Source organism: Pseudidiomarina fusca (assembly GCF_032227045.1).
Taxonomy (GTDB): domain Bacteria; phylum Pseudomonadota; class Gammaproteobacteria; order Enterobacterales; family Alteromonadaceae; genus Pseudidiomarina; species Pseudidiomarina fusca.
Map to the genome: position 1 here is coordinate 1 of NZ_JANFPJ010000018.1, position 20,532 is coordinate 20,532.

Annotated in this window: 22 protein-coding genes; 20 read left to right on the top strand and 2 right to left on the bottom strand. The window is 42.3% G+C overall.

Annotated elements, in window-relative coordinates; translation table 11 throughout:
- From NOG12_RS09560 to NOG12_RS09600, 9 genes are all read left to right on the top strand, one after another.
- Positions 1-353: SGNH hydrolase domain-containing protein (locus NOG12_RS09560; protein WP_313933110.1), on the top strand; the 353-nt coding region annotated here is incomplete at its 5' end.
- Between the two features lie 479 nt (positions 354-832).
- The gene (locus tag NOG12_RS09565) at positions 833-1,099 is read left to right on the top strand and encodes a hypothetical protein (protein WP_313933111.1); all 267 of its coding nucleotides are present in this window, start codon (positions 833-835) and stop codon (positions 1,097-1,099) included.
- A gap of 85 nt (positions 1,100-1,184) precedes the next feature.
- Positions 1,185-2,237 (top strand): NAD-dependent epimerase, encoded by a 1,053-nt coding sequence (locus NOG12_RS09570; RefSeq protein ID WP_313933112.1) that lies wholly within the window; start codon positions 1,185-1,187, stop codon positions 2,235-2,237.
- The gene (locus tag NOG12_RS09575) at positions 2,231-3,361 is read left to right on the top strand and encodes a glycosyltransferase family 4 protein (protein ID WP_313933113.1); all 1,131 of its coding nucleotides are present in this window, start codon (positions 2,231-2,233) and stop codon (positions 3,359-3,361) included. Before NOG12_RS09570 ends, NOG12_RS09575 begins: the two co-directional genes overlap by 7 nt.
- A gap of 195 nt (positions 3,362-3,556) precedes the next feature.
- A complete protein-coding gene (locus NOG12_RS09580) occupies positions 3,557-4,165 on the top strand; it encodes a sugar transferase (protein WP_313933114.1) in 609 nt (202 codons plus the stop codon).
- Positions 4,162-5,073, top strand: a complete 912-nt coding sequence (locus NOG12_RS09585) for a 1-aminocyclopropane-1-carboxylate deaminase/D-cysteine desulfhydrase (RefSeq protein ID WP_313933115.1) — start codon at positions 4,162-4,164, stop codon at positions 5,071-5,073. Before NOG12_RS09580 ends, NOG12_RS09585 begins: the two co-directional genes overlap by 4 nt.
- A 9-nt stretch (positions 5,074-5,082) precedes the next feature.
- The gene (locus NOG12_RS09590; RefSeq protein ID WP_313933116.1) at positions 5,083-5,604 is read left to right on the top strand and encodes a GNAT family N-acetyltransferase; all 522 of its coding nucleotides are present in this window, start codon (positions 5,083-5,085) and stop codon (positions 5,602-5,604) included.
- A 2-nt stretch (positions 5,605-5,606) separates the two neighbouring features.
- Positions 5,607-6,620 (top strand): ATP-grasp domain-containing protein, encoded by a 1,014-nt coding sequence (locus NOG12_RS09595; RefSeq protein WP_313933117.1) that lies wholly within the window; start codon positions 5,607-5,609, stop codon positions 6,618-6,620.
- A gap of 8 nt (positions 6,621-6,628) precedes the next feature.
- A complete protein-coding gene (locus tag NOG12_RS09600; RefSeq protein WP_313933118.1) occupies positions 6,629-7,864 on the top strand; it encodes a DegT/DnrJ/EryC1/StrS family aminotransferase in 1,236 nt (411 codons plus the stop codon).
- A 10-nt stretch (positions 7,865-7,874) separates the two neighbouring features.
- On the opposite strand, the gene cysN is transcribed toward NOG12_RS09600, so the two are convergent.
- Together cysN and cysD are read right to left on the bottom strand one after the other, a co-directional pair.
- Positions 7,875-9,281, bottom strand: a complete 1,407-nt coding sequence (gene cysN / locus NOG12_RS09605) for a sulfate adenylyltransferase subunit CysN (protein WP_313933119.1) — start codon at positions 9,279-9,281, stop codon at positions 7,875-7,877.
- Between the two features lie 2 nt (positions 9,282-9,283).
- Positions 9,284-10,189 carry a sulfate adenylyltransferase subunit CysD gene (cysD, locus tag NOG12_RS09610; protein WP_313933120.1) on the bottom strand — a complete coding sequence of 302 codons (906 nt, stop codon included), beginning with the start codon at positions 10,187-10,189 and terminating at the stop codon, positions 9,284-9,286.
- 132 nt (positions 10,190-10,321) lie between these two features.
- On the opposite strand from cysD, the gene cysC reads away from it, so the two are divergent.
- The 11 genes from cysC (at position 10,322) to NOG12_RS09665 (ending at position 20,263) form a co-directional block, all read left to right on the top strand.
- A complete protein-coding gene (gene cysC, locus NOG12_RS09615) occupies positions 10,322-10,912 on the top strand; it encodes an adenylyl-sulfate kinase (RefSeq protein WP_313933121.1) in 591 nt (196 codons plus the stop codon).
- Positions 10,909-11,880 (top strand): DHH family phosphoesterase, encoded by a 972-nt coding sequence (locus NOG12_RS09620; protein WP_313933122.1) that lies wholly within the window; start codon positions 10,909-10,911, stop codon positions 11,878-11,880. Before cysC ends, NOG12_RS09620 begins: the two co-directional genes overlap by 4 nt.
- 15 nt (positions 11,881-11,895) lie before the next feature.
- Entirely contained in the window at positions 11,896-12,372 is a 477-nt protein-coding gene (locus NOG12_RS09625; protein ID WP_313933123.1) for a GNAT family N-acetyltransferase, read from the top strand.
- Positions 12,373-12,473: 101 nt separating this feature from the next.
- Positions 12,474-12,989 carry a phage tail protein gene (locus NOG12_RS09630; RefSeq protein WP_153827150.1) on the top strand — a complete coding sequence of 172 codons (516 nt, stop codon included), beginning with the start codon at positions 12,474-12,476 and terminating at the stop codon, positions 12,987-12,989.
- A gap of 21 nt (positions 12,990-13,010) precedes the next feature.
- On the top strand, positions 13,011-13,538 hold the full coding sequence (locus tag NOG12_RS09635; RefSeq protein ID WP_313933124.1) for a phage tail protein: 528 nt from the start codon (positions 13,011-13,013) through the stop codon (positions 13,536-13,538).
- Between the two features lie 11 nt (positions 13,539-13,549).
- Positions 13,550-14,077 carry a phage tail protein gene (locus NOG12_RS09640; protein WP_313933125.1) on the top strand — a complete coding sequence of 176 codons (528 nt, stop codon included), beginning with the start codon at positions 13,550-13,552 and terminating at the stop codon, positions 14,075-14,077.
- Positions 14,078-14,186: 109 nt separating this feature from the next.
- A complete protein-coding gene (locus tag NOG12_RS09645) occupies positions 14,187-14,345 on the top strand; it encodes a hypothetical protein (RefSeq protein ID WP_313933126.1) in 159 nt (52 codons plus the stop codon).
- A gap of 79 nt (positions 14,346-14,424) precedes the next feature.
- Positions 14,425-16,599: a putative bifunctional diguanylate cyclase/phosphodiesterase gene (locus NOG12_RS09650; RefSeq protein ID WP_313933127.1), complete on the top strand. Its 2,175-nt coding sequence runs from the start codon at positions 14,425-14,427 to the stop codon at positions 16,597-16,599.
- 640 nt (positions 16,600-17,239) lie between these two features.
- Positions 17,240-17,950, top strand: coding sequence for a sugar-transfer associated ATP-grasp domain-containing protein (locus tag NOG12_RS09655; RefSeq protein ID WP_313933128.1), 711 nt, complete (start codon positions 17,240-17,242; stop codon positions 17,948-17,950).
- Entirely contained in the window at positions 17,947-19,908 is a 1,962-nt protein-coding gene (locus NOG12_RS09660; RefSeq protein WP_313933129.1) for an asparagine synthase-related protein, read from the top strand. The genes NOG12_RS09655 and NOG12_RS09660 overlap by 4 nt, the downstream gene beginning before the upstream one ends.
- A gap of 70 nt (positions 19,909-19,978) precedes the next feature.
- Positions 19,979-20,263: a PqqD family peptide modification chaperone gene (locus tag NOG12_RS09665; RefSeq protein WP_162014616.1), complete on the top strand. Its 285-nt coding sequence runs from the start codon at positions 19,979-19,981 to the stop codon at positions 20,261-20,263.
- The last annotated feature ends 269 nt before the right edge of the window (positions 20,264-20,532 follow it).

Here is a 20,532-nt window from a genome sequence, read left to right on the forward strand (position 1 = left end):
TAGCTGTAACAATAGTCTCCCCCCCCCCACGAGCTGAGTTTAATGTTGGTCGCTGCTTAGACAAGGCGTCACGATTGGGCCGCGATATTACTTCGTGCTCATTTCCCGTGAGCAGTGAATATCAGAACCTTTCGGTTCTCTTATCGAATCTAGTTTTAAGCAATAGTGATAAATTAGAATCCGGAACTGTTAAAGTTGTAGATTTAATACCAACCGTCTGTCCAGAAGATGGAATTTGTCTGCCATTCGAAAATAATACGATACTCTACAGAGATAACGGGCATTTCACTATTAATGGCTCAAAGTATTTAGGTGAGAAGTATAATTGGTACGATATGTTTTTTAAGGAGTGAATTAAGTTCGCTTTAATTATGAATTAGGGAGCGAAAGGTTTAGGTATGGAAATTAAAGTTGTTTTGAGATTAGCGAAATATTATTTGCTAAAGCCATTTGGTAAAAAAATTACACTCCATTTATAGTGCTATCTCGCTCGCGAACAGATTCAAACTTATCGACCTCTAGCTTGGTTAGCCACCAAAATGTTCGAGTGAAGGGGAACGCTTTGGTCACCTTGGAGCCAACACAATTGAAAAGCGTTATCAAGAGGTTTTTGGCAAGCAGCCTCGATATATCAAAGTTTCAGAATGCAAAGTTTTTTAATATCATCCACGTCATGGTGATCCCAAAAAGCTATTTAAGGTGCTTAAAGAAACTCCTAATTTAAGAGTCGTTCATTTAAAGAGCGAGGATACGCTAAGAAGTGTTCTGTCGTGGATGATTGCGAGGGAAAATGATACGTATATAGCTCAAAGCGAAAGAGTTAATAGAATGGATGGAAAAGACATTAAAGTGGGAGGCGTGGCGAGATGATTTCTTTTCTCAGCACCAATTACTTAACATTCCCTATGGAGAGCTAGTGAGAGACTTCAACGATAGTTATAAGAAGGTACTTGATTTTATTGGTTTACCTAATGCTAAACCAATCACGTATCTCAAGCGACAAACCCCTGAACCAGTATCAGATCTAATTGCAAATTGGCCGGAAGTACGGGATAAGCTAGTTGCTTCAGGCTATGAGAGATGTATTCCTCAAGAGTAGCGTTCAAACCTTTTAAATTTTTGGTTCTTAATTATTTAAACATTTTGATAAAATTAAGAAAGCTCGTCATCGGAACGGATAGACAATGAAAATACTCATAACAGGCACAGCCGGCTTTATCGGCTTCCATCTTGCACAGAAGTTACTTGCTCGGGGCGATGAAGTTGTTGGTCTTGATAGCATTAATGATTATTACGATATTCGTGTAAAACATGGCCGTTTGGCTGAAACTGGTATTAACAGCGATCAGGTTCAGTACGGTCAGATGGTGCAGTCGACAAAACACGAGAATTATCGCTTTGTGCAGCTCAAATTAGAAGACAAAGCAGAGCTTGACGCACTATTTGAACGAGAGCAGTTTGATGCCGTTTGTAACTTGGCCGCACAAGCCGGCGTACGTTATTCATTAGAGCATCCACAAGCTTATATAGACGCCAATATTGTTGGTTTCTTGAATATCTTGGAAGCTTGTCGTCACTTTGGTGTCAAGAATCTCAGTTATGCCTCGAGTTCGTCGGTTTATGGCCTCAACGAGACATTGCCGTTCTCAACATCGCATAATGTTGATCACCCCATAAGTCTTTATGCGGCGAGTAAAAAATCGAATGAATTGATGGCACATACCTATTCGCATTTGTTTGGTATACATACCACGGGCCTACGGTTCTTTACCGTCTATGGGCCGTGGGGTCGACCAGATATGGCGCTGTTTTTATTCACCAAAGCCGCTCTAGAAGGGCGAACCATCGATGTGTTTAACAACGGTAACATGTTGCGAGATTTCACTTATGTTGACGATATCGTCGAAGGCATTACTCGCGTTATTGATAACCCTGCACAGCCAGCAACGGATTGGATTGAAAAGGGTGCCGATGCAAGTCGTTCGTCAGCACCTTACAAAGTCTACAATATCGGTAACAACAACCCAGTGAAGCTTATGGATTTCATTACTGCTATTGAAAATGCGGTGGGCAAAGAAATACCGAAGAACTTAATGCCGCTTCAGGCTGGTGATGTTCCTGCGACCTTTGCAGATGTTACCGATTTGGTTGAAGACTTAGGCTACAAGCCGAGTACATCGGTACAAGATGGAATTAATAAATTTGTTGCTTGGTATAGAGACTTTTTTAAGTGTTAAAAAAGGCCTTTATTCTGGCCTCAGCGTCACGCTCGTTAGTGAATTTTAGAGGCCAGCTCATTCTAGATTTGGCCGCAAACGGTTACCAAGTTCATGTTTGTGCGCCAGAACTTTCTAACGATACTGAAGCATGTGAATGGTTAAAATTGCGGGGTGTGCACTGTCATGATGCACCTTTTAATCGAGCTGGACTCAATCCGTCGCATGATTTAGGGGCTTTGTTTCATTTAATAAAGATAATTAAGTCGATAAAGCCCGACCTATTCATTGCATATACCATCAAACCAGTAATTTGGGGAACCTTTGCGGCAGCAAAGGCGAAAGTGCCCATGAGGGTGGCACTTATTACTGGCCTAGGGTATGCCTTTACCGGGGAGCCTTCTGGAAAGCGCCGAGTCATTCAATATATTGCACGTAAGCTCTATGCTGCTGCATTGCGACGTACGAAATTGATATTATTTCAAAACAAAGACGATAAAAAAGATTTTAAGCGCTTAGGTTTATTACCCGCACATGTGCCAGTACATATAGTGAACGGTAGTGGCATTAATGTTGATGAATTCTCGTACTCCCCATTACCTAGTCAACCAGTATCATTCTTACTTATTGCAAGATTACTTGGCGATAAAGGAATACGAGAATACGTAAACGCTGCGCGGCTTATTAAACAGCAATGCCCAGAGGTAACATTCCATATTGTTGGTGGGCTAGATAGCAACCCTGATGCATTGAAACAGAGTGAAATTGAGGCGTGGTGCAATGAGGGAATCATACAATGGCATGGTCACCAAACAGATGTACGCTCATTCATTAAAGCCTGTCACGTCTATGTATTGCCGAGCTACCGAGAAGGAACACCACGCTCGGTATTAGAAGCAATGGCTATGGGCCGTGCGATTATTACTACTGACGCCCCGGGGTGCAGAGAAACAGTGATCGAAGGTGAAAATGGCTATTTGGTACCTGTTCAATCGGTAGAACCATTGGCAACTGCTATGCAAGCATTTATTGATAACCCAGAATTGATCACAGCAATGGGTAAGCGCTCACGAGAAATAGCTGTTGAAAAATATGATGTCCACAAGGTTAATGAAGCTATTTTTAAAGCAATGGGTGTGCAGTAACTACTTAACGGTAAAGTTTTTTAATGGGCTTTGACAATAGAATAAAAAGATTTCGGGAGGATGTACTTTACTTCCTTATTAAATAATAAAGACCTTGAAATTTCATATTCGAAGATAGCAGCCGCTTGTCATAAGCTAATATTAATCTACTGGTTCGCTAATTGTAGCAAGCGACATCAAGGAAAGGCCTCTTAAGTGTTAATAAAAAGACTATTCGATATCATAGCATCAGCGGTAGCATTACTTTTACTTTTACCATTATTATTACTAGTTGGGTTATTTGTAAGATTAAAATTGGGCAGTCCTGTATTTTTTCAACAAGTGCGTCCAGGGTTGAATGAGAAAACATTCAACATGCTGAAGTTCCGAACCATGACAGATGAGCGCGATGCAGAAGGTAAACTTCTACCCGATAGCATTCGCTTGACTCCTTTCGGTAGTTTTCTACGGAAAACAAGCTTAGATGAGCTGCCCGAGTTAATTAATATATTGAAGGGTGATATGTCATTTGTAGGGCCTCGGCCACTTTTGATTGAGTATCTTGACTATTACACTGACGATGAAAAGCTTAGGCACACTGTCCGACCTGGGTTAACTGGATTAGCCCAAGTATCAGGGCGTAATCACGTTCTGTGGGATGATCGCCTTGCTTTAGATGTAAAGTATGTCAAGGAGTGGACTTTCTGGTTAGATATTCAAATACTTTTCAAAACAGTGCTTCAAGTTACCCGGTCAAAAGATGTCGTCGTAGTACCATCGAGTAAGTTTGGAAAACTGAGTGATGAAAGGAAAAAGTTCAAATGAGCTATTCGCCTTATTATTCTTTACCGATGATCTCAGAAGAGTTACGTATTAGTTTATCAGTGAAACGAGATGATTTATTGCCAGATTTTTTGGGGGGTAATAAGGTCAGAAAAAATAGGGCGATATTTGAAAATTTCGGTAATAAAGTCGACGTTATCATTACCAATGGTGGTGTTGAATCTAATCATGCACGTGTCTGTGCGCTCATGGCTGCACAACGTGGAAATAAGTGCCACCTTGTATTGCATGGAACACCCGAGGACAGTAATTTTCTCAATGGAAATAGATTCTTTATTGAGGCTTCTGGTGCTCAAGTAAGCTATGTAGCTGCTACAGAAATTGCAGAAACGATCGCAAATATTAAGTCCCATTATTTAAATAAAGGCCTAGGCGTTGAAGTCGTTCCCGGCGGCGGTCATAGCATCGAAGGCGCTAAGGCTTATATGAATGCCGTAAATGAACTTCCAGAAGAACCAGACTATATCTTTTTAGCATCTGGTACGGGAGCAACTCATGCCGGGATTCAAGCCGGCGTTGTTGCACGAGGATGGCGTACTAAAGTCGTTGGTATTTCAATTGCTCGCTTAAATCCTCGCGGTGCAGAAGCTGTTGAAGAAGTATATTACCCGCTTATACAGCAAGAATTTGGGCTCACTAAAGAGCAATGTCCAGCGATAGAGTTTGTTGATGACTATGTGTGTGGTGGATATTCAAAGTATTCACCTGTACTTATTGAGCGTATTCAAAAAGCGATTTGCAGCACGGGGCTTCCGTTAGATCCGGTTTATTCTGGAAAAGCTTTTGTTGGAATGGTTGATTACCTTAAAAAGCATCAAGTACAAGGCGGCTCGCGCGTTGTTTTTTGGCACACTGGTGGGTTACTGAATTTGCAGTCGAGTAAAACTTAGGTGACTACGATGATAAAAATAACTGATGAGCTTTACTATCGACGTATAGAAAAAGATGATCTAACTGACCGAGTAAGGTGGATCAATGACCCTGATATTAACGAAACACTGACTTTTGAGACCCCTATAAGTTTAGCCTCAACGGAAGCATGGTTTTCAAAAACTATTCTTGATTCGACTAAATGTAATTTGTCTTTTTTTGTACATAAGGAAGATAGTTTTATTGCTATCGGATTTGGGGGATTCATAAATATCGACTCGAAAGCCGATAAAGCTGAGTTATACATTACTTTGGGGAATAGGGAGTATCAGGGTAAGGGATTTGGAAAGCGGCTTGTTCAGTTTCTTATGCAATTCGGCTTTATTGAATTAGGGTTACAAAAAATTTACCTCAGTACTCTTGAGCACAACCATAGAGCTTTTGGGCTTTATGAATCGTGTGGATTCGAAGAAGAAGGTCGATTTAAACGGCATATACGTCACAAAGGAAAATTAAAGGATCTCATTTATATGGCGGCTTTCAGAAAGTGAATATGAACATCCTTCTCACATGCGCAGGGCGCAGAAAATACTTAGTTGATTACTTCAAGAAAGAACTGGGCGAGCGAGGTCGGGTTATTGGTGCCGATATGACAGCTTCTGCTCCAGCACTCGCTGGCTGCGACGCATATCATCTTGTTCCAGCCGTCGATGCACCAAATTATATTGAATCTTTGTTAGCGATTTGCAAAAGCGAGCGTGTTGATGCAATAATTTCTTTAAATGATCTCGAGTTGCCTGTGTTAGCAAAGGCAAAGGCGAAATTTACTGAAATTGGAACACAGCTGATTGTATCCGATGAGAGAGCAATAAACATCTGCGGAGATAAGTTCGAAACATGTAAGTTTGCCGAGTCAATCTCAATACCTGCACCGAAAACCTATCTTTCGACGAAGACAGCGTTTGATGCTTTGCGTACTCGTTCTATTACGTATCCGCTTATTGTAAAGCCGCGATGGGGCTCGGCATCGATTGGTCTTTATGTTGTAAATACGGATGCAGAGCTTGAAGACGCTTTTGCAACTTGCCAGCGTGTTCTCGCGAATTCATTCTTATCAAAGCTAGCAACGGATAGCGATATTGTTCTCATCCAAGAGTTCGTCACTGGACCAGAGTATGGGGTTGATATTTTTAATGATCTTAGCGGTGCCAACCGAGGTGTTGTGTTAAAGAAAAAGCTCGCAATGAGGGCTGGTGAAACAGACAAGGCGCTAACCGTTTATTCCGATAAATTGTATGCTTACGCTAAGGCAATAGGTGATACCTTGGGTCACATCGGTAACCTTGATTGTGACTTCCTCGAGCGAGATGGCGAGTTTTATCTTTTAGAAATGAATCCTCGTTTCGGCGGTGGTTATCCATTCTCACACGAGGCCGGAGCAAATTTAGTTAAAGCGTTGCTTCAGTGTATTAAAGGCCAGAGCGACGATGTATCAATTGATTATGAAATCGGACTTACATTTGCAAAATGTGACGTGCTTGTTTCGGTTCCTTCTACTATAGAGTAAGTACTTAGATGCTAAACACCCCATTCTCCCCTTGGCCATTATTTACTGAAGAAGAAGCCAAGGCCGTTCATGATGTTGTTCTATCTAATAAAGTGAATTACTGGACAGGCACTGAATGCCGCGAGTTTGAAAAGGAGTTCGCTGCTTGGGCTGATGCGTCATATGCTGTCGCACTAAGCAATGGTACGTTAGCGTTAGATGTTGCTTTAAAAGCCTTAGGAGTTGGCGAAGGGGATGAAGTGATTGTTACCCCGCGTACCTTTATTGCTTCTATTTCAACGGTAGTCAATGCTGGCGCAACGCCTGTATTTGCTGATGTGGATCGCAACTCACAAAATATTGAAGCCCATACTATCGCTCGGGTTATCACCCCACGCACGAAGGCAATTATTGTTGTGCATCTTGCAGGGCGTGCCGCTGATATGGACCCCATCATGGAGCTAGCCGATAATCATGGTTTGTACGTTATCGAAGACTGTGCCCAAGCTCATGGTGCTCGCTATAAGGGGCGGTCCGTAGGTAGTATCGGCCACATCGGTGCATGGTCGTTTTGCCAGGATAAGATCATGACAACGGGCGGTGAAGGCGGTATGGTCACCACCAATGATGAAGCTTTATGGCGCAAAATGTGGTCGTTTAAAGATCACGGCAAGAGCTACGAAGCAGTGTATGAACGCGACCACCCGCCAGGCTTCCGCTGGTTGCATGAAAGCTTTGGTACCAACTGGCGCATGATGGAAATGCAGGCTGTGATTGGCCGTATACAGCTTAAACGCATGACTGAGTGGACAGCTATCAGACAAGCTAACGCTGAAGCTATTTGGCAAACAGCTCGAGAATTTGATGTGGTACGCGTACCTGATTCGAAACTAGGAACCTGTCCTAAAACATGTTCATCTTGTCGAGTCGGCAACGAACCGACCACACAAGGTTGTGCTCATGCGGCCTACAAATGTTACATGTTCGTAAACCCTGACAAGTTAGCCAATGATTGGACTCGTGATCGTATCATTGAAGAAATCGTGGCTCGCGGCGTGCCTTGTTACCAAGGCTCATGCTCTGAAGTTTACTTAGAAAAAGCGTTTGATAATACTGGCTGGCGCCCTACAACATCATTGCCAGTTGCTAAAGAACTCGGCGAAACATCGTTAATGTTCTTGGTTCATCCTACACTCTCAGAAGCTGAAATTGCGAAGACCTGTGATGTATTGAGGGATGTTTTACATCATGCACAGCGAAAGTAGTGCATGATGATTAATCTATAGCTTTCGCCCCCCAATGAGGAAAGTGCTTGCGTACGTAGCTATTCAGGCGCTTTTCAAAGTCACTAGCGCCTAGCGTTTTTTCATCGGGCTCCGATAGTGGCTGATGTATCATTCCTGCCCCAACAGTGCTATTTGTTACTGTATCAATAACGATAAAGGCACCAGTAAATTTATTGGTTTCAAATTTATCAAAAACCACAACTTCGGCTAATTCAAAGTCAACGACCCCTATCTCATTTAGAGTCAGCATTTCTGCTGGTTGCTCGTCTAAGCTATTAATATCAAATCGATAATGTATTTTGCTGATTTCAGTTTTAACGGTTTTAGTGCCGATTTTTATATAGTAAGTTTGATAAGGTAATAATGGTGATTCATGCATCCATACTATGCGTGCTCGAAAGTACTTGCTGCAGTGTGCTAGCGCGTTTTTATCTACGATGACATCGCCTCTACTGATGTCTATTTCATCGTTTAACGTGAGGGTTACGGCTAATGGTGTTGTTGCTGTATCTAAATTCCCATCAAATGTAACAATACTGCGAACACTAGAAATTTTACCTGAAGGTAAAACTCGGATGGTGTCACCAACGCTAATTTGGCCAGAGCTAATAGTACCTGCGTAGCCTCGAAACTCTGAGTTTGGGCGATTTACATATTGTACAGGAAATCTAAAGGCTTGCTGATGATTGGTTGGGATAACCTCTACCGTCTCTAGATACTCTATAAGTGACCGACCACGAAACCATGGCGTATTCTTGCTGCGATGAACGACATTGTCTCCTTTAAGTGCTGAAATAGGCACAAATCGGATATTGGGTATGTTAAGTATGCCAGCCATTTTCAAATAATCTTGCTGCACTTTTTTGTAGCGCGCTTGACTATATTCAACTAGATCCATTTTGTTTATGGCGACGATGATTTGTTTAATTCCAAGTGAACTTACGATAAAGCTATGTCGACGTGTTTGTGATTCAACACTTTTACGCGCATCAAGTAAGATGATCGCTAAATCGCATGTACTGGCGCCTGTAGCCATATTTCGTGTGTACTGTTCGTGCCCGGGGGTATCAGCAATGATAAATTTTCGGCGCTCGGTACTGAAGTAACGGTATGCAACATCAATTGTAATACCTTGCTCACGCTCTGCTTGCAAGCCATCAACGAGTAGTGCTAGATCCGGTTGGTCGCCTGTAGTGCCATGTCGTTTACTATCTTTGACTAACGCCGCTAATTGGTCTTCGTAAATAAGTTTACTATCGTGTAAAAGACGTCCGATTAGCGTACTTTTCCCGTCATCCACGCTACCGCATGTAATAAACCTCAGCATATCTTTATTTTCGTGTTGCTCAAGGTATTGAAGAATATCTTCTTTGATAAGTTTTGATGCATGACTCATTGCTAGAAATACCCTTCTATTTTTTTCTTTTCCATGGATCCTGAACTGTCATTATCGATGACTCTTCCTTGGCGCTCCGATGTTGTTGTGACTAACATTTCTTGAATAATATCTGGTAACCTAGTTGCGGTAGACTCAATTGCGCCTGTTAACGGATAGCACCCGAGTGTTCGAAACCTCACCATTTTGGTTTCAGCAATTTCACCTGCGCCTAGGGACATGCGATCGTCATCGACCATAATTAATGTACCATTACGATTGACGACTGGCCGCGGCTTGGCAAAATACAACTGCGGTATGTCAATTCCTTCAAGGTAGATGTATTGCCATATATCTAGCTCTGTCCAATTGCTGAGAGGAAACACTCGAATACTCTCTCCTTGATGAACTCTCCCATTATAAAGATTCCATAATTCAGGTCGTTGGTTTTTGGGGTCCCATCGATGATTGGTATCTCTAAAGCTAAATATACGCTCTTTAGCGCGAGATTTTTCTTCATCCCGCCGCGCACCACCGAATGCTGCATCAAATCGATACATGTTTAGTGCTTGTTTCAATGCTTGGGTTTTCATCACGTCTGTATGAACAGCACTACCATGAGTAAACGGCCCAATTCCTTGTTTAATGCCCTCAGGATTGATATGAACAATTAACTCAAAGCCTAACTTCTGGGCCATTTGGTCACGGAATTCAATCATCTCTCGGAATTTCCATGTGGTGTCGACATGTAATAGCGGAAAGGGAATGCGGCCAGGTGTAAAAGCTTTCCGAGCTAGATGCAACAGCACAGAGCTATCTTTACCCACTGAATACAACATAACTGGATGATTAAACTCGGCTACAACCTCACGAAGAATATGTATTGCCTCCGCTTCTAATTGTTTGAGATGAGTTATTTTCTGAGCCATGAGCGTTAGGTAGCCTTGTAACCGCAAGTTAAGTTTAGATTCTATAAAAATATTATGATAAAAGTGTATCTTAAGTTGATACTGTAAAACAGCTCACTCGCTTTTTATTACGGGTGATTATTTGGATTTTATATGAATAATATCGTTTGGCATAAAACTTCAGTTACCTTAGCTGAACGTATTGGGAGTAATGGCCATAACCCCTGTATTATCTGGTATACCGGCTTATCTGGTTCAGGTAAAAGCACGATTGCCAACGTAGTAGATAGAAAACTATATGAGCGTGGTTGTCACAGTTACGTGCTGGACGGCGATAATGTGCGCCACGGCTTGAACAAAGATTTAGGTTTCGACGATGTTTCGCGAGTAGAAAATATCCGTCGCATTACCGAAGTTGCGAACCTGATGACCGATGCTGGCCTGATTGTAGGAACTGCATTTATATCGCCGTTTATGGCCGATCGTGAGCAAGCCCGCAAACTTGCTGCTAGTCGTTTTATCGAGGTGTATGTAGATACTCCCTTGGCTGTGTGCGAACAACGAGATCCTAAAGGCTTGTATAAAAAAGCACGAGCAGGTGATATTCCGCATTTTACCGGTATTAGCTCACCATATGAACCGCCGGTTATGCCAGAGGTGCATTTGCGCACAGCTTCGTTAAACGTCGAAGAAGCGGCTGAACAGGTGATTCAAGCGCTGATAGAAAAGGACATCATCTCGTGAAACACATTGACGTTTTTAACGGCGACGCCGATGGTATTTTTTCGCTGATTCAGTGGCGTAAAGCCTTTCCTGTCAATAAAAGCCAAGTGATTAGCGGAGTGAAACGAGATAATGCGCTTATTCAGCACATCAATCCTGAGCAAGCGTCTGGTGCTAGGGTGACTTCGTTAGATCTTTCTTTTGATAAAAATACGGAGGCACTACGGAGCATCTTACCAAGTGTGGACTCGGTGTTCTATTGTGATCACCATCAGGCCAAGACTCTATTTGAGCATCCGCGGCTAACTACAGTCATAGATTTCTCTCCGTCAGTTTGTACGGGATTGCTAGTCAGTGGCTACTTAAATCAGCAGTATCATGTTTGGGCTATCGCCGCAGCTTTTGGTGATAGTTTAAATAGTGTGGCTTATGCCGAATGCAGCAAACTGGGTCTTTCTAACGAGCAATCAGAGCAGCTGCGCGAATTAGGTGTGTTGGTTAATTACAACGGTTATGGTGCTAATCTGACGGACTTGCATTTTAAGCCGCAAGACTTATACCAAGCGTTACTTGCCTATGATTCGCCCTTTGATGTTATCGCAGATACCTCTTCACCCTTTGCGGCGCTCCGAGCTGGTTATGCCGAAGATATACAAAAAGCTAACCAAGCCGCGGTTATTGCTGAAAATCAGTCAGTGAAAGCTTTGTTACTTGATGACGCTGCTTGGGCACGCCGCATTAGCGGTACCCTAGGTAATGATTTAGCTCATGCAAATCCTGATAAAGCGATTGTAATTGCTACTCCTAATGCCGATGGCTGCACATTAACTATCAGTTTGCGGGCGCCTAAATCGAATTTGCAAGGTGCGGGCGATATTTGTTCAGGCTTCGCAACCGGCGGTGGTCGAGCTGGAGCTGCTGGTGTGAACGCGTTGCCGATGGAGCAATTAGATTTGTTTATTAATGCAGTAACTTTAGCCTATAGTTAGCCCTGAGGAGAGTGTGTGATAACAACCAGGTTAGAACCGTTTTCAGATGCCCGAGATGGTGACTTGGCCTACACACTCTTTGCTGACCAAAAACAGCAGGAGTTTTCACGCTTACTTTTACCTCCCGCCATTTTAGAGCAATTACTACGTTCACAATATGATATTCGTGAGCAGTCTTACTCTGTTTCTTTCCATGATTATCAAAAGCTCACCGCCACCTTGGATAGTCAACCGATTGGAATACTTCGTATTGGGCAAGCTCAGATTACTGGATGTTTAAGATTAGTTGATATCATTATCGATCAACGCTATCGATGCCGAGGTGTTGGTACTCAAGTGCTTGAACACTTCATTGATCTTGCGAGGGCTAAATCTTTAGATGCTGACCTTCACGTGCAAAAAGATAATCCTGCATTACGACTTTACCAGCGCTTAGGTTTTTGTATTTGCGGCGAAACCGATCTGCATTGGTATTTGAAAAAGTTGTTATAAACACTTGCGTTTGTTCAAAGTTTGTTCTACACCAATGTTCTAGATGTTAAATTCTTAACCAATTCCAATCGAATGAACAAGAAACGCAAGAGGAGTTCGCCATGGATAATTTTCTTGGTGAAATAAGATTATTTACTTATGGATTTATCCCTAATGGTTGGATGATTTGCGACGGACAAACGCTACCGATAAATCAATATCAAGCATTGTATGCATTACTTGCTAACAGATTCGGAGGTAATGCGGGAACTACGTTTCAGCTTCCTGATTTGCGATACCGGGCTGTGGTGGGGCAAGATTACAACATTGGGCTGACTGTGGGGACTAAAGTAGGGAGTGAGCGAGTCGCCTTAACTGTTGAAGCAATGCCTGCGCATCGTCACCAAGTAATGGCAACAAGCCTTGCTGCCGACGTTCCTCAACCAAGACCTAATACCATGTTGGGAGAAGTATCTGGCGATGCAGCTGATATTTATGGTTCAGTGGTCCCTGATCAAATGCTTACCAGTAATAGCTTGAGTAGCGTCGGTGGGAGCCAAGCCCATAACAACATGCAGCCCAGTATTGGCTTGGTCTATTGTATTGCGACAACTGGCATCTTTCCTAGCCGGCCGTAGAAGACCATAGAGGACATTGATATGAGTGATTTCTATCTTGGTGAAATTAGAATTTTTGCGGGAGATTACGCTCCGCAAGGCTGGTATATCTGTGCTGGGCAGTCGCTTCAAATTGTAGAAAACGAAGCGCTATTCTCATTACTGGGAACAACCTATGGCGGTGATGGTCAAACTCATTTTAAGTTGCCTGATATGCGTAGCAGAATTCCTATTGGAGTTGGTACTAATCCTGCAACCGGTAGTAATGTGATTCGAGGCCAAACGTTAGGCACAGAGACGGAGACCTTAACCGCTGCAGAAATGCCCTCACACCAACATAGTGTTATGGTTAGTATCGCAACCGGTGATACCAATATTCCGGCCAATAATGCGCTCAATTTAGGCGATAATAAAAGTTACAGTACATCAACTAATCCGGCGGATATTAATGTGTTGAATGCTGAATGTATTAAGCCTGAGGGCCATGCAATGGCACATGAAAATAGAATGCCCATGATGGCGTTAAATTACATTATTGCCCACACCGGCATTTATCCATCGCAATACTAGGAGCAACTATTATGGATGCTTATCTTGGAGAAATTAGAGCCTTTCCGTATAACTTTGCACCAAGGTATTGGTTGGAATGCATGGGGCAAACTTTACAAGTGTCGCAATATCCGGCACTTTATTCTATTATTGGTACTAAATTCGGTGGAAGCTCTACCACTTATAATCTCCCTGACCTCCGCCATAAAGTGATAGCTCAGTGGGGACAGGGGGCAGGGTTATCTGGTTATTCTTTTGGTCAGTCTTTGGGAGCTAACTCCGTTAACCTACTGCCACCACAACTTCCACCACATACTCATGAATGGCGAGCTGTTCGTAAAGTTGCAGATTCGTCTATTCCGTCATCAGGTTACCTCGCAAATATTGAAGATACCATCGAGTTTAAAACTTTTACCGCTGCTGGCACTAATCTCGCACCACTTCATCCAGCAACTATCGGTATTACAGGTGCCGGTCAAGCGCATGAGAATAGACAACCGGCACTGGCGATGGGGTTTTATATTTGTGTTGATGGTGGTGAATATCCAATGCGCCCGTAGTGTATTTCGTTTTAACTTTATTGGCATGTTGATTAAATTTTGTGTTATAAAACAACACGGCTATTATTTGAACGATAGGTCATTAATTGGTAATCATAGGGGAAAAACCATGGACAACAAACCCAATAAAGTCATCGTCGATGCGAACGAACAGCGTGAAGTTTGGCAAAAGCCTACATTGAAAGTTTTAGCTTCAGCAACTACCGAAAGTGCTGCTAAAGATAATAACTCTTTTGAATCTAATACTTACACAAGTGTAGGTAGTTAATTAGCACCGTGCTGTTATAATGAATAATAGGCTAGCGATGCCTTAAATGGTTTTGCTAGCCTCAGTTTCGGGGACCTGAATGGTAACAACCACGAAGACATCGATTCAATTACTGGTTGTTACATTTATCCTCGCGACATTAAGCATTATTGCGTTCGTTGTTGTAACACCAGCTCAGACAGAACCAGGGGAATTAGGTTCGACATACTCGGTGCGATTTACTGGGTCAACATTTTACCCTCCATTTCAGTGGTCTCAGAACAATGAAATTCATGGCTTTCTCGTTGATCTTGAACGTCAGTTTGAGTTAGAAGGACATTTTGCTGTTGAGCAAAATTTAGCGGTTTGGTCAGATGCTTTGGCTGCTGTGCTGACGGAGCAAGCCGATGCTGTTGCGTTAATCGCTACCGAAAAGCGCGCTGAGCGCTTTGATTTTTCAACTCCCTTTTATTTTGTGGCCCATGCACTATTTATGCGCGATGACGCAGCTTCAGTAGGGGCATTAGCCGCAGTAACCGATGAACGAATTGCTGTGGTGAAAGGGGCCTACGCAGAGCTAGAGTTACCGCCCGCACTAAGGGCTCAAATTGTTTGGGCAACAGATGAGCTTGATTGTTTGGTATTAGTGGCCCAACGCCAAGCTGAGCTATGTATTGAAGTCGTCCAATCGTCGCGGCATCTCATCCAGCAATACAACTTAGATGTGGTGCAGACGAGCCCGCCATTTTGGGCAGTGCCTTATGCTTTTGGAGTTCGTAAAGGCAATACCGAGACCTTAGCGAAGATTAATGATGCGTTATCAAGCATTATCGTCAGCGGTGGCTACCAGCAGGTTTATGATCGTTGGCTGCCCACCTTAGAGTGGAAGAATTTGTCTTGGTATGAGCAATTACAGCATTACACCGGATTGTTGTTGGTCTTTATTACCTTATTAATTGGCATTATTGCGGTACTGGTGTTGTTTCGAATAAAAACAGTTAATTTTGCGACACAGCTTAAATACACAGCAACGCATGACTCGTTAACTCAACTGCTAAACCGAGATGCATTTGTTAACTATTTAAATCAGCAATTGGATAACAACTCTACTGATGGAGCATTGCGCTGGTTTGTGGTAGCTCGGATTGTTAACCTTGAAGCGGTGACAACGGCGTTCTCACATCAAACCTCGATTGAACTAGTGCAACAGTTTGCTCGCAGACTAGAGCATCCTTCTTTTCATTCTAAGGCTCATTTGGGTGCTGGTTTATTCGCTTTTACGTGTCACTCAGACTTAACTGCTGAACAAATCTACGAGTTTATTTCCACGCCTTTAGAAATGTCTAACGTTGATATCGACCCAGTAATTGCTATGGGTGTGGTTGAGATTGATTTAAACGAACGGTTAGATAACCCCACAGAGGAGCTTTTGCGCCGTGCACTAACTGCTTTGTCTTATGTTCAGAGTCATCATATGCAGTGGCTTAAGTACCACGAAAGTTTTGAGCCTGATCCTGTTGATTTAATGCTGCTCAAAGACTTTACAACGGCTCGGATGCAGGATTTTGAATTATTACTACAACCTCAATATAGCGTTGTAGAAGATAAGATTAATAGCGCTGAAGCATTATTGCGATGGCATCATCCTACCCGCGGTATGTTATTACCAGCTACCTTTATTCCACTAATTGAGCAAGCAGGGATGATGCCCGAAGTAACTCGTTGGGTAATTTCGAAGGCTTGCGAATATGCAAAGAGGCTTGCTGAAGATTATGAGATTAGTCGTATTAGTGTGAATGTTACCGCCGATGATTTAATGGAACCGGGCTTTGTAGATTTTGTTCTGGCCACTGTGGTTGGTTTAAAAAATGTTCGGTTGTGCTTTGAAATCACTGAGACGGGTTTGATTACTGATTCTGGGGTTGCGCAAGATGTTTTGCAAACCTTGGCTAAAAGAGGCATTTGCTGCAGTGTGGATGATTTCGGAACAGGTTATTCATCCTTGAGTTATTTGAGTTTGTTTCCGATAGCTGAGGTTAAATTAGATCGACTGTTTGTAGGAGCTTTAACCACTGATGAGCGCAGCCGAATTATTATTAGTTCAACCATAGAATTAGCCCACAATCTGGGCATGCAAGTTACAGCAGAAGGCGTTGAGGATGAGGCAACGCTGCATGAATTGAAGGCATTGGGATGTGATCGTATTCAGGGCTATTTTTTTGCCAAACCGTCATCCTATACTGACGTGGTGCAGTATTTTTCTTGTCGTAACTAAACAAAGCGACACAATAATTGGATGGTTTGCTACTTCACGATGTATACTCGGGAAGTTCAAGGAGCTTGTTGGTGTAGACTTTATCGAAGCTGCCTATAATTATAAAGTGACCATCAATTAGTGGGCTTTGACTACCATTCTATGTGGATCTAGTACATTGGGTAAACTCTTAAAGTACTTTTATAAACGGATATTATTGAGAAAGTCGCCCCATACTCTTATTAGTTGGCGATTCATTGTGCCTCTTGGCCTCGCTGATAAGAAGTGTCAGGGATATCAGCTCCATAAAAAAGTTTTTTTCAACGCTTGGCAACCTATTCCACGCTGGTTGTATGGTTTGGCCGTGGTCTACAGCATCATCTCTTGGTATATCATTTTCGGCCCTTGGTTGTATGTTCGGCATCTTTACAGAAAGACTAAACACGGCAGTAAGCAAACAGAAACGATCGTTCCCATATCACCTCGCTATTTATGGAAAGCTATAAGAGCATACTCGAGAGGAATAACTCCCCAGAGCTTCCATTCACTGGCGCTATATAACGTCCCGCTATGTTATTGGTGGTACTATGTTCCTAACCAAGTATTGCCACACTGGCATCAGACCTTTCAAGCAGCCTATAGTAATAGAACAGCTAAGATAATGAGTAGTAAGTTATTCTTTGCAAGTTCTATAGATGTGCCATCAGTACCTACACAATTGATGACTGTGGATAGCTTAGCTAATCTGGTACCGGGCAATGATTATTTCTTTAAGCCAGACGTATCATCTCAAGCCAAAGGATGTTTTATTTTAACGACCACTAAAGAAGGCTTGTTTCACTCAACAAGTAAAGATGGTGTTGTTCGTGTTGATGGTAAACAGGCTGTGATTGATTTCCTTCTGGGGTTGTCGAAGAACTTGAACTATTTGCAACAGCCGAGACTGGTCATGCCTCCTGAATTTGCAGATATTTGTGATAATGATGAGGTGGTAGTTGTTAGAATAGTGACGTTAAAAGTTGCTGGTGGATTTATGGTCTGGCGTGCCAATGTAGAGCTACCTATTTCAAGAAAAGTTTTTATTCGGCCTTATGCTATTAATGTAGATTCTGGAGCCATCCCACAACTAGACGGTAAAGTTCTGCAGGAATGGCAAGCGATTAAAGTGTTGGTTACCTACGCGCATCAACAGGTAATTGATTTAAATGCTGTAGGCTGGGATGTGGCTTTAACGGATAAGGGACCTCTGCTGCTTGAAGGAAACATAAATTGGGGAACAAACTTAATGCAGAGTGAAAAACGAGGCGGTTTAGTTGATGCCATGTACCTTCAAATGATTGAAGGGTTGAACCCTGGTAGAGATAGTTTATGAGTGTTTTTAATCTTTTATGGGCGTTTAAAACATTTGATACCGCAGCTATCATGCAAAAGATGTTGGCTGCCAGTGATTATTGGCAGCCAGAAAGTGTAGATCAATATGAGCTGAGCATAGAACCTAACGGTGGCGCTCTTTCAGTGAGTCATCTTCGGTTTTCTAATACACCACAATCTCATAATGAATCTGTGCATGTGTCTCAATGTGGCCATTTTCTGTGCGTAGCTAATGCTCGAATTGATAACCGACATGAATTGCTTGACGAATTGCGACTCGATATCGGAGATAAACGCGATATGTTTCGTGCATCAGATTATCCTGACGGTGCAATTATTTTAGCTGCCTATCAAAAATGGGGTGAAGACTGTGCAGCAAAATTGCTAGGGGATTTTGTCTTTGCGGTTTGGGATAGAAATAAAAATTCAATTTATATAGCTCGTGATCATCTGGGAATTAAAACGGCCTTCTATAGTGTTACTGACGACGCTGTATTGGTTAGTAATGAACATAATGCGCTGCTTGAAAGTGGGCTTGTGTCTAGAGAGCTTAATGACGATTTTGTGCTTGATCTGTTTTTACCAAAGTCAAATTCAGGTTATTACTCCCCAGTTAAGGCAATACAGAGGGTTCCTCCTGCACATTATGTAGTTATTACGCCGCACAGTGTGCGCAGTGAGTGCTACTGGCAGTTGCAAGTTAAACAGTACCCTAGTCTAAATTCAGATGAGGATTATCTACGAGAATTGAGGGTGCGGTTTGAGAAGGCGGTGAAGCGTCGCCTGCTTTCAGCGTACCCAATCGGTTGTGAGCTTAGTGAAGGTCTTGATTCAACCGCTATAACTGGCTTAACAGCTCGAATGTTGCCGCATCAAACTATTTATACCTATTCGTATGATTCGCAGCAACTTACTGATGATAATAGACATATTTACCAAGATACCTATAAGGATATATTTGAATTTTTGGCTCTTTATCCAAACTTATCCGCTGAGTGGACAACACAACAACAACCTGAAAACTATAATGATTTAATAGAACAATATTATGGTGTTGTAGCCCCTCATCCGGGGCAAAAATGTACTCGGTACTATTTAGTGAAAGACCGAGGTGTGCGTACCTTACTCAGTGGCTGGGGCGGTGATCACTGCGTCACTTCTTATGGGGCTTTTTATGAGGATGAATTATTCCGTAAAGGTCGTTGGTTATCACTTTATCAGCAGTATCAATACACAAAAAAAAGAGGGCGTAGAGTGAAGCCCTTGTTTAACTTTCTAAAGCTTGGTGTGAAATATGGTTACCCACCGCTGTTCAGAACAATTGAGCGCCGGCGTAATCTTATGGTCCAGTTATTGCACTTTTCCGCTACCGAGTCCCCTTTGAATCCTGAACTTGTTACAAGGCAAAGACTAAAAGAGGCTGTTGACTTTGTTGATAACTATACATCTTCTGGCGTTCGTGAAAGAGATTACCGAGAGCTATTTCATGTGGGGATAGAGAGCCGAGTATCGGGGTCGGAAATCCATGCAAGGGCTTTTAATTTTGAATATCGCTACCCCATGTTTGATAAAGAGCTGATTGAGTTCGCTTATTCAGTACCCACCCATATGAAATGTAAATTTGGTATTGAGCGATGGATGTTTCGAGAAATTATTAAAGACTTAGTGACCGAACGCATTCGAATGCGAATGAAACATGATGTGGTGCTACCAAAACATCAGCGTCTTGATGTGAAAATGAGATTGGAAAAGCTTATAGCTGAGGTCAAAGATAATGCTAAATTGCCTGTGTTGCAGCATTATCTGCGCTTTGAGCGACTTGATCATCTCTTGCAATTACCCTTTGTCGCAAATATTAAAGCCCTGGATACTTTAAATAGTCTCGCTAAAGCACAGCAAGAGGGACGGCTGGATTTTTGTAGTAAATTAACTGAGAGTAGTCCTAACAAAAAGCGGTAACTTTTAGTTAGTATAAGCGTTTTGGGCGCTTCTGTTTTCGTTCGATAAGTTAATGATAGGAAGAGTTAATATGACCATAGCATTGGAAGATAAAGTACAAAGGCATACAGAATTAGTCTTCGCTCACATGGGCAATGAAGTTGTTATGATGAGTGAAGACCAGAGTGATTATCTTGGATTGAACGGGGTCGCCAGCAGAATTTGGGAGATGTTAGAGCAACCTTTAGCGGTAGACGTTGTTTGTACAAAACTACAGCAAGAGTTTGAAGTGAGTAAAGAGCAATGCGAGCAAGATGTATTGCTATTCTTAAATGAAATGCAGCAACGAAATCTCATCCAAGTGCTTAGTTCTTAAAACCAAGGATTACTGATGGCTTATAGTTAGAGGCCACCACGAGTTTCGTGTAGTAAAGCAGGCACCCTCTCGAAATAGTTCTTGACTTAAAGCGAAATGTAGGAAATATTTTAACATCAAAGTTCATAGAGGCAACGCAAGTAGTTAAGAGTGGCATTTTTTTATTCGGGCACATCTATACATGTTTAGCGATTTCGGTTAACATTTTTTTATCTAAAAAAGAGGGAACTAAAATGAAAAATCTAAGTAACAAGTCGAGTAATAAAGTT

Excerpts from the sequence above, each read along its gene's own strand:
- NOG12_RS09565 (WP_313933111.1), top strand. The coding sequence starts at position 833 with ATGGAAAAGACATTAAAGTGGGAGGCGTGGCGAGATGATTTCTTTTCT.
- NOG12_RS09570 (WP_313933112.1), top strand. The coding sequence starts at position 1,185 with ATGAAAATACTCATAACAGGCACAGCCGGCTTTATCGGCTTCCATCTT.
- NOG12_RS09585 (WP_313933115.1), top strand. The coding sequence starts at position 4,162 with ATGAGCTATTCGCCTTATTATTCTTTACCGATGATCTCAGAAGAGTTA.
- NOG12_RS09590 (WP_313933116.1), top strand. The coding sequence starts at position 5,083 with ATGATAAAAATAACTGATGAGCTTTACTATCGACGTATAGAAAAAGAT.
- NOG12_RS09595 (WP_313933117.1), top strand. The coding sequence starts at position 5,607 with ATGAACATCCTTCTCACATGCGCAGGGCGCAGAAAATACTTAGTTGAT.
- NOG12_RS09600 (WP_313933118.1), top strand. The coding sequence starts at position 6,629 with ATGCTAAACACCCCATTCTCCCCTTGGCCATTATTTACTGAAGAAGAA.
- cysN (WP_313933119.1), bottom strand. The coding sequence starts at position 9,281 with ATGAGTCATGCATCAAAACTTATCAAAGAAGATATTCTTCAATACCTT.
- cysD (WP_313933120.1), bottom strand. The coding sequence starts at position 10,189 with ATGGCTCAGAAAATAACTCATCTCAAACAATTAGAAGCGGAGGCAATA.
- cysC (WP_313933121.1), top strand. The coding sequence starts at position 10,322 with ATGAATAATATCGTTTGGCATAAAACTTCAGTTACCTTAGCTGAACGT.
- NOG12_RS09630 (WP_153827150.1), top strand. The coding sequence starts at position 12,474 with ATGGATAATTTTCTTGGTGAAATAAGATTATTTACTTATGGATTTATC.
- NOG12_RS09635 (WP_313933124.1), top strand. The coding sequence starts at position 13,011 with ATGAGTGATTTCTATCTTGGTGAAATTAGAATTTTTGCGGGAGATTAC.
- NOG12_RS09640 (WP_313933125.1), top strand. The coding sequence starts at position 13,550 with ATGGATGCTTATCTTGGAGAAATTAGAGCCTTTCCGTATAACTTTGCA.
- NOG12_RS09645 (WP_313933126.1), top strand. The coding sequence starts at position 14,187 with ATGGACAACAAACCCAATAAAGTCATCGTCGATGCGAACGAACAGCGT.
- NOG12_RS09650 (WP_313933127.1), top strand. The coding sequence starts at position 14,425 with ATGGTAACAACCACGAAGACATCGATTCAATTACTGGTTGTTACATTT.
- NOG12_RS09655 (WP_313933128.1), top strand. The coding sequence starts at position 17,240 with ATGAGTAGTAAGTTATTCTTTGCAAGTTCTATAGATGTGCCATCAGTA.
- NOG12_RS09660 (WP_313933129.1), top strand. The coding sequence starts at position 17,947 with ATGAGTGTTTTTAATCTTTTATGGGCGTTTAAAACATTTGATACCGCA.
- NOG12_RS09665 (WP_162014616.1), top strand. The coding sequence starts at position 19,979 with ATGACCATAGCATTGGAAGATAAAGTACAAAGGCATACAGAATTAGTC.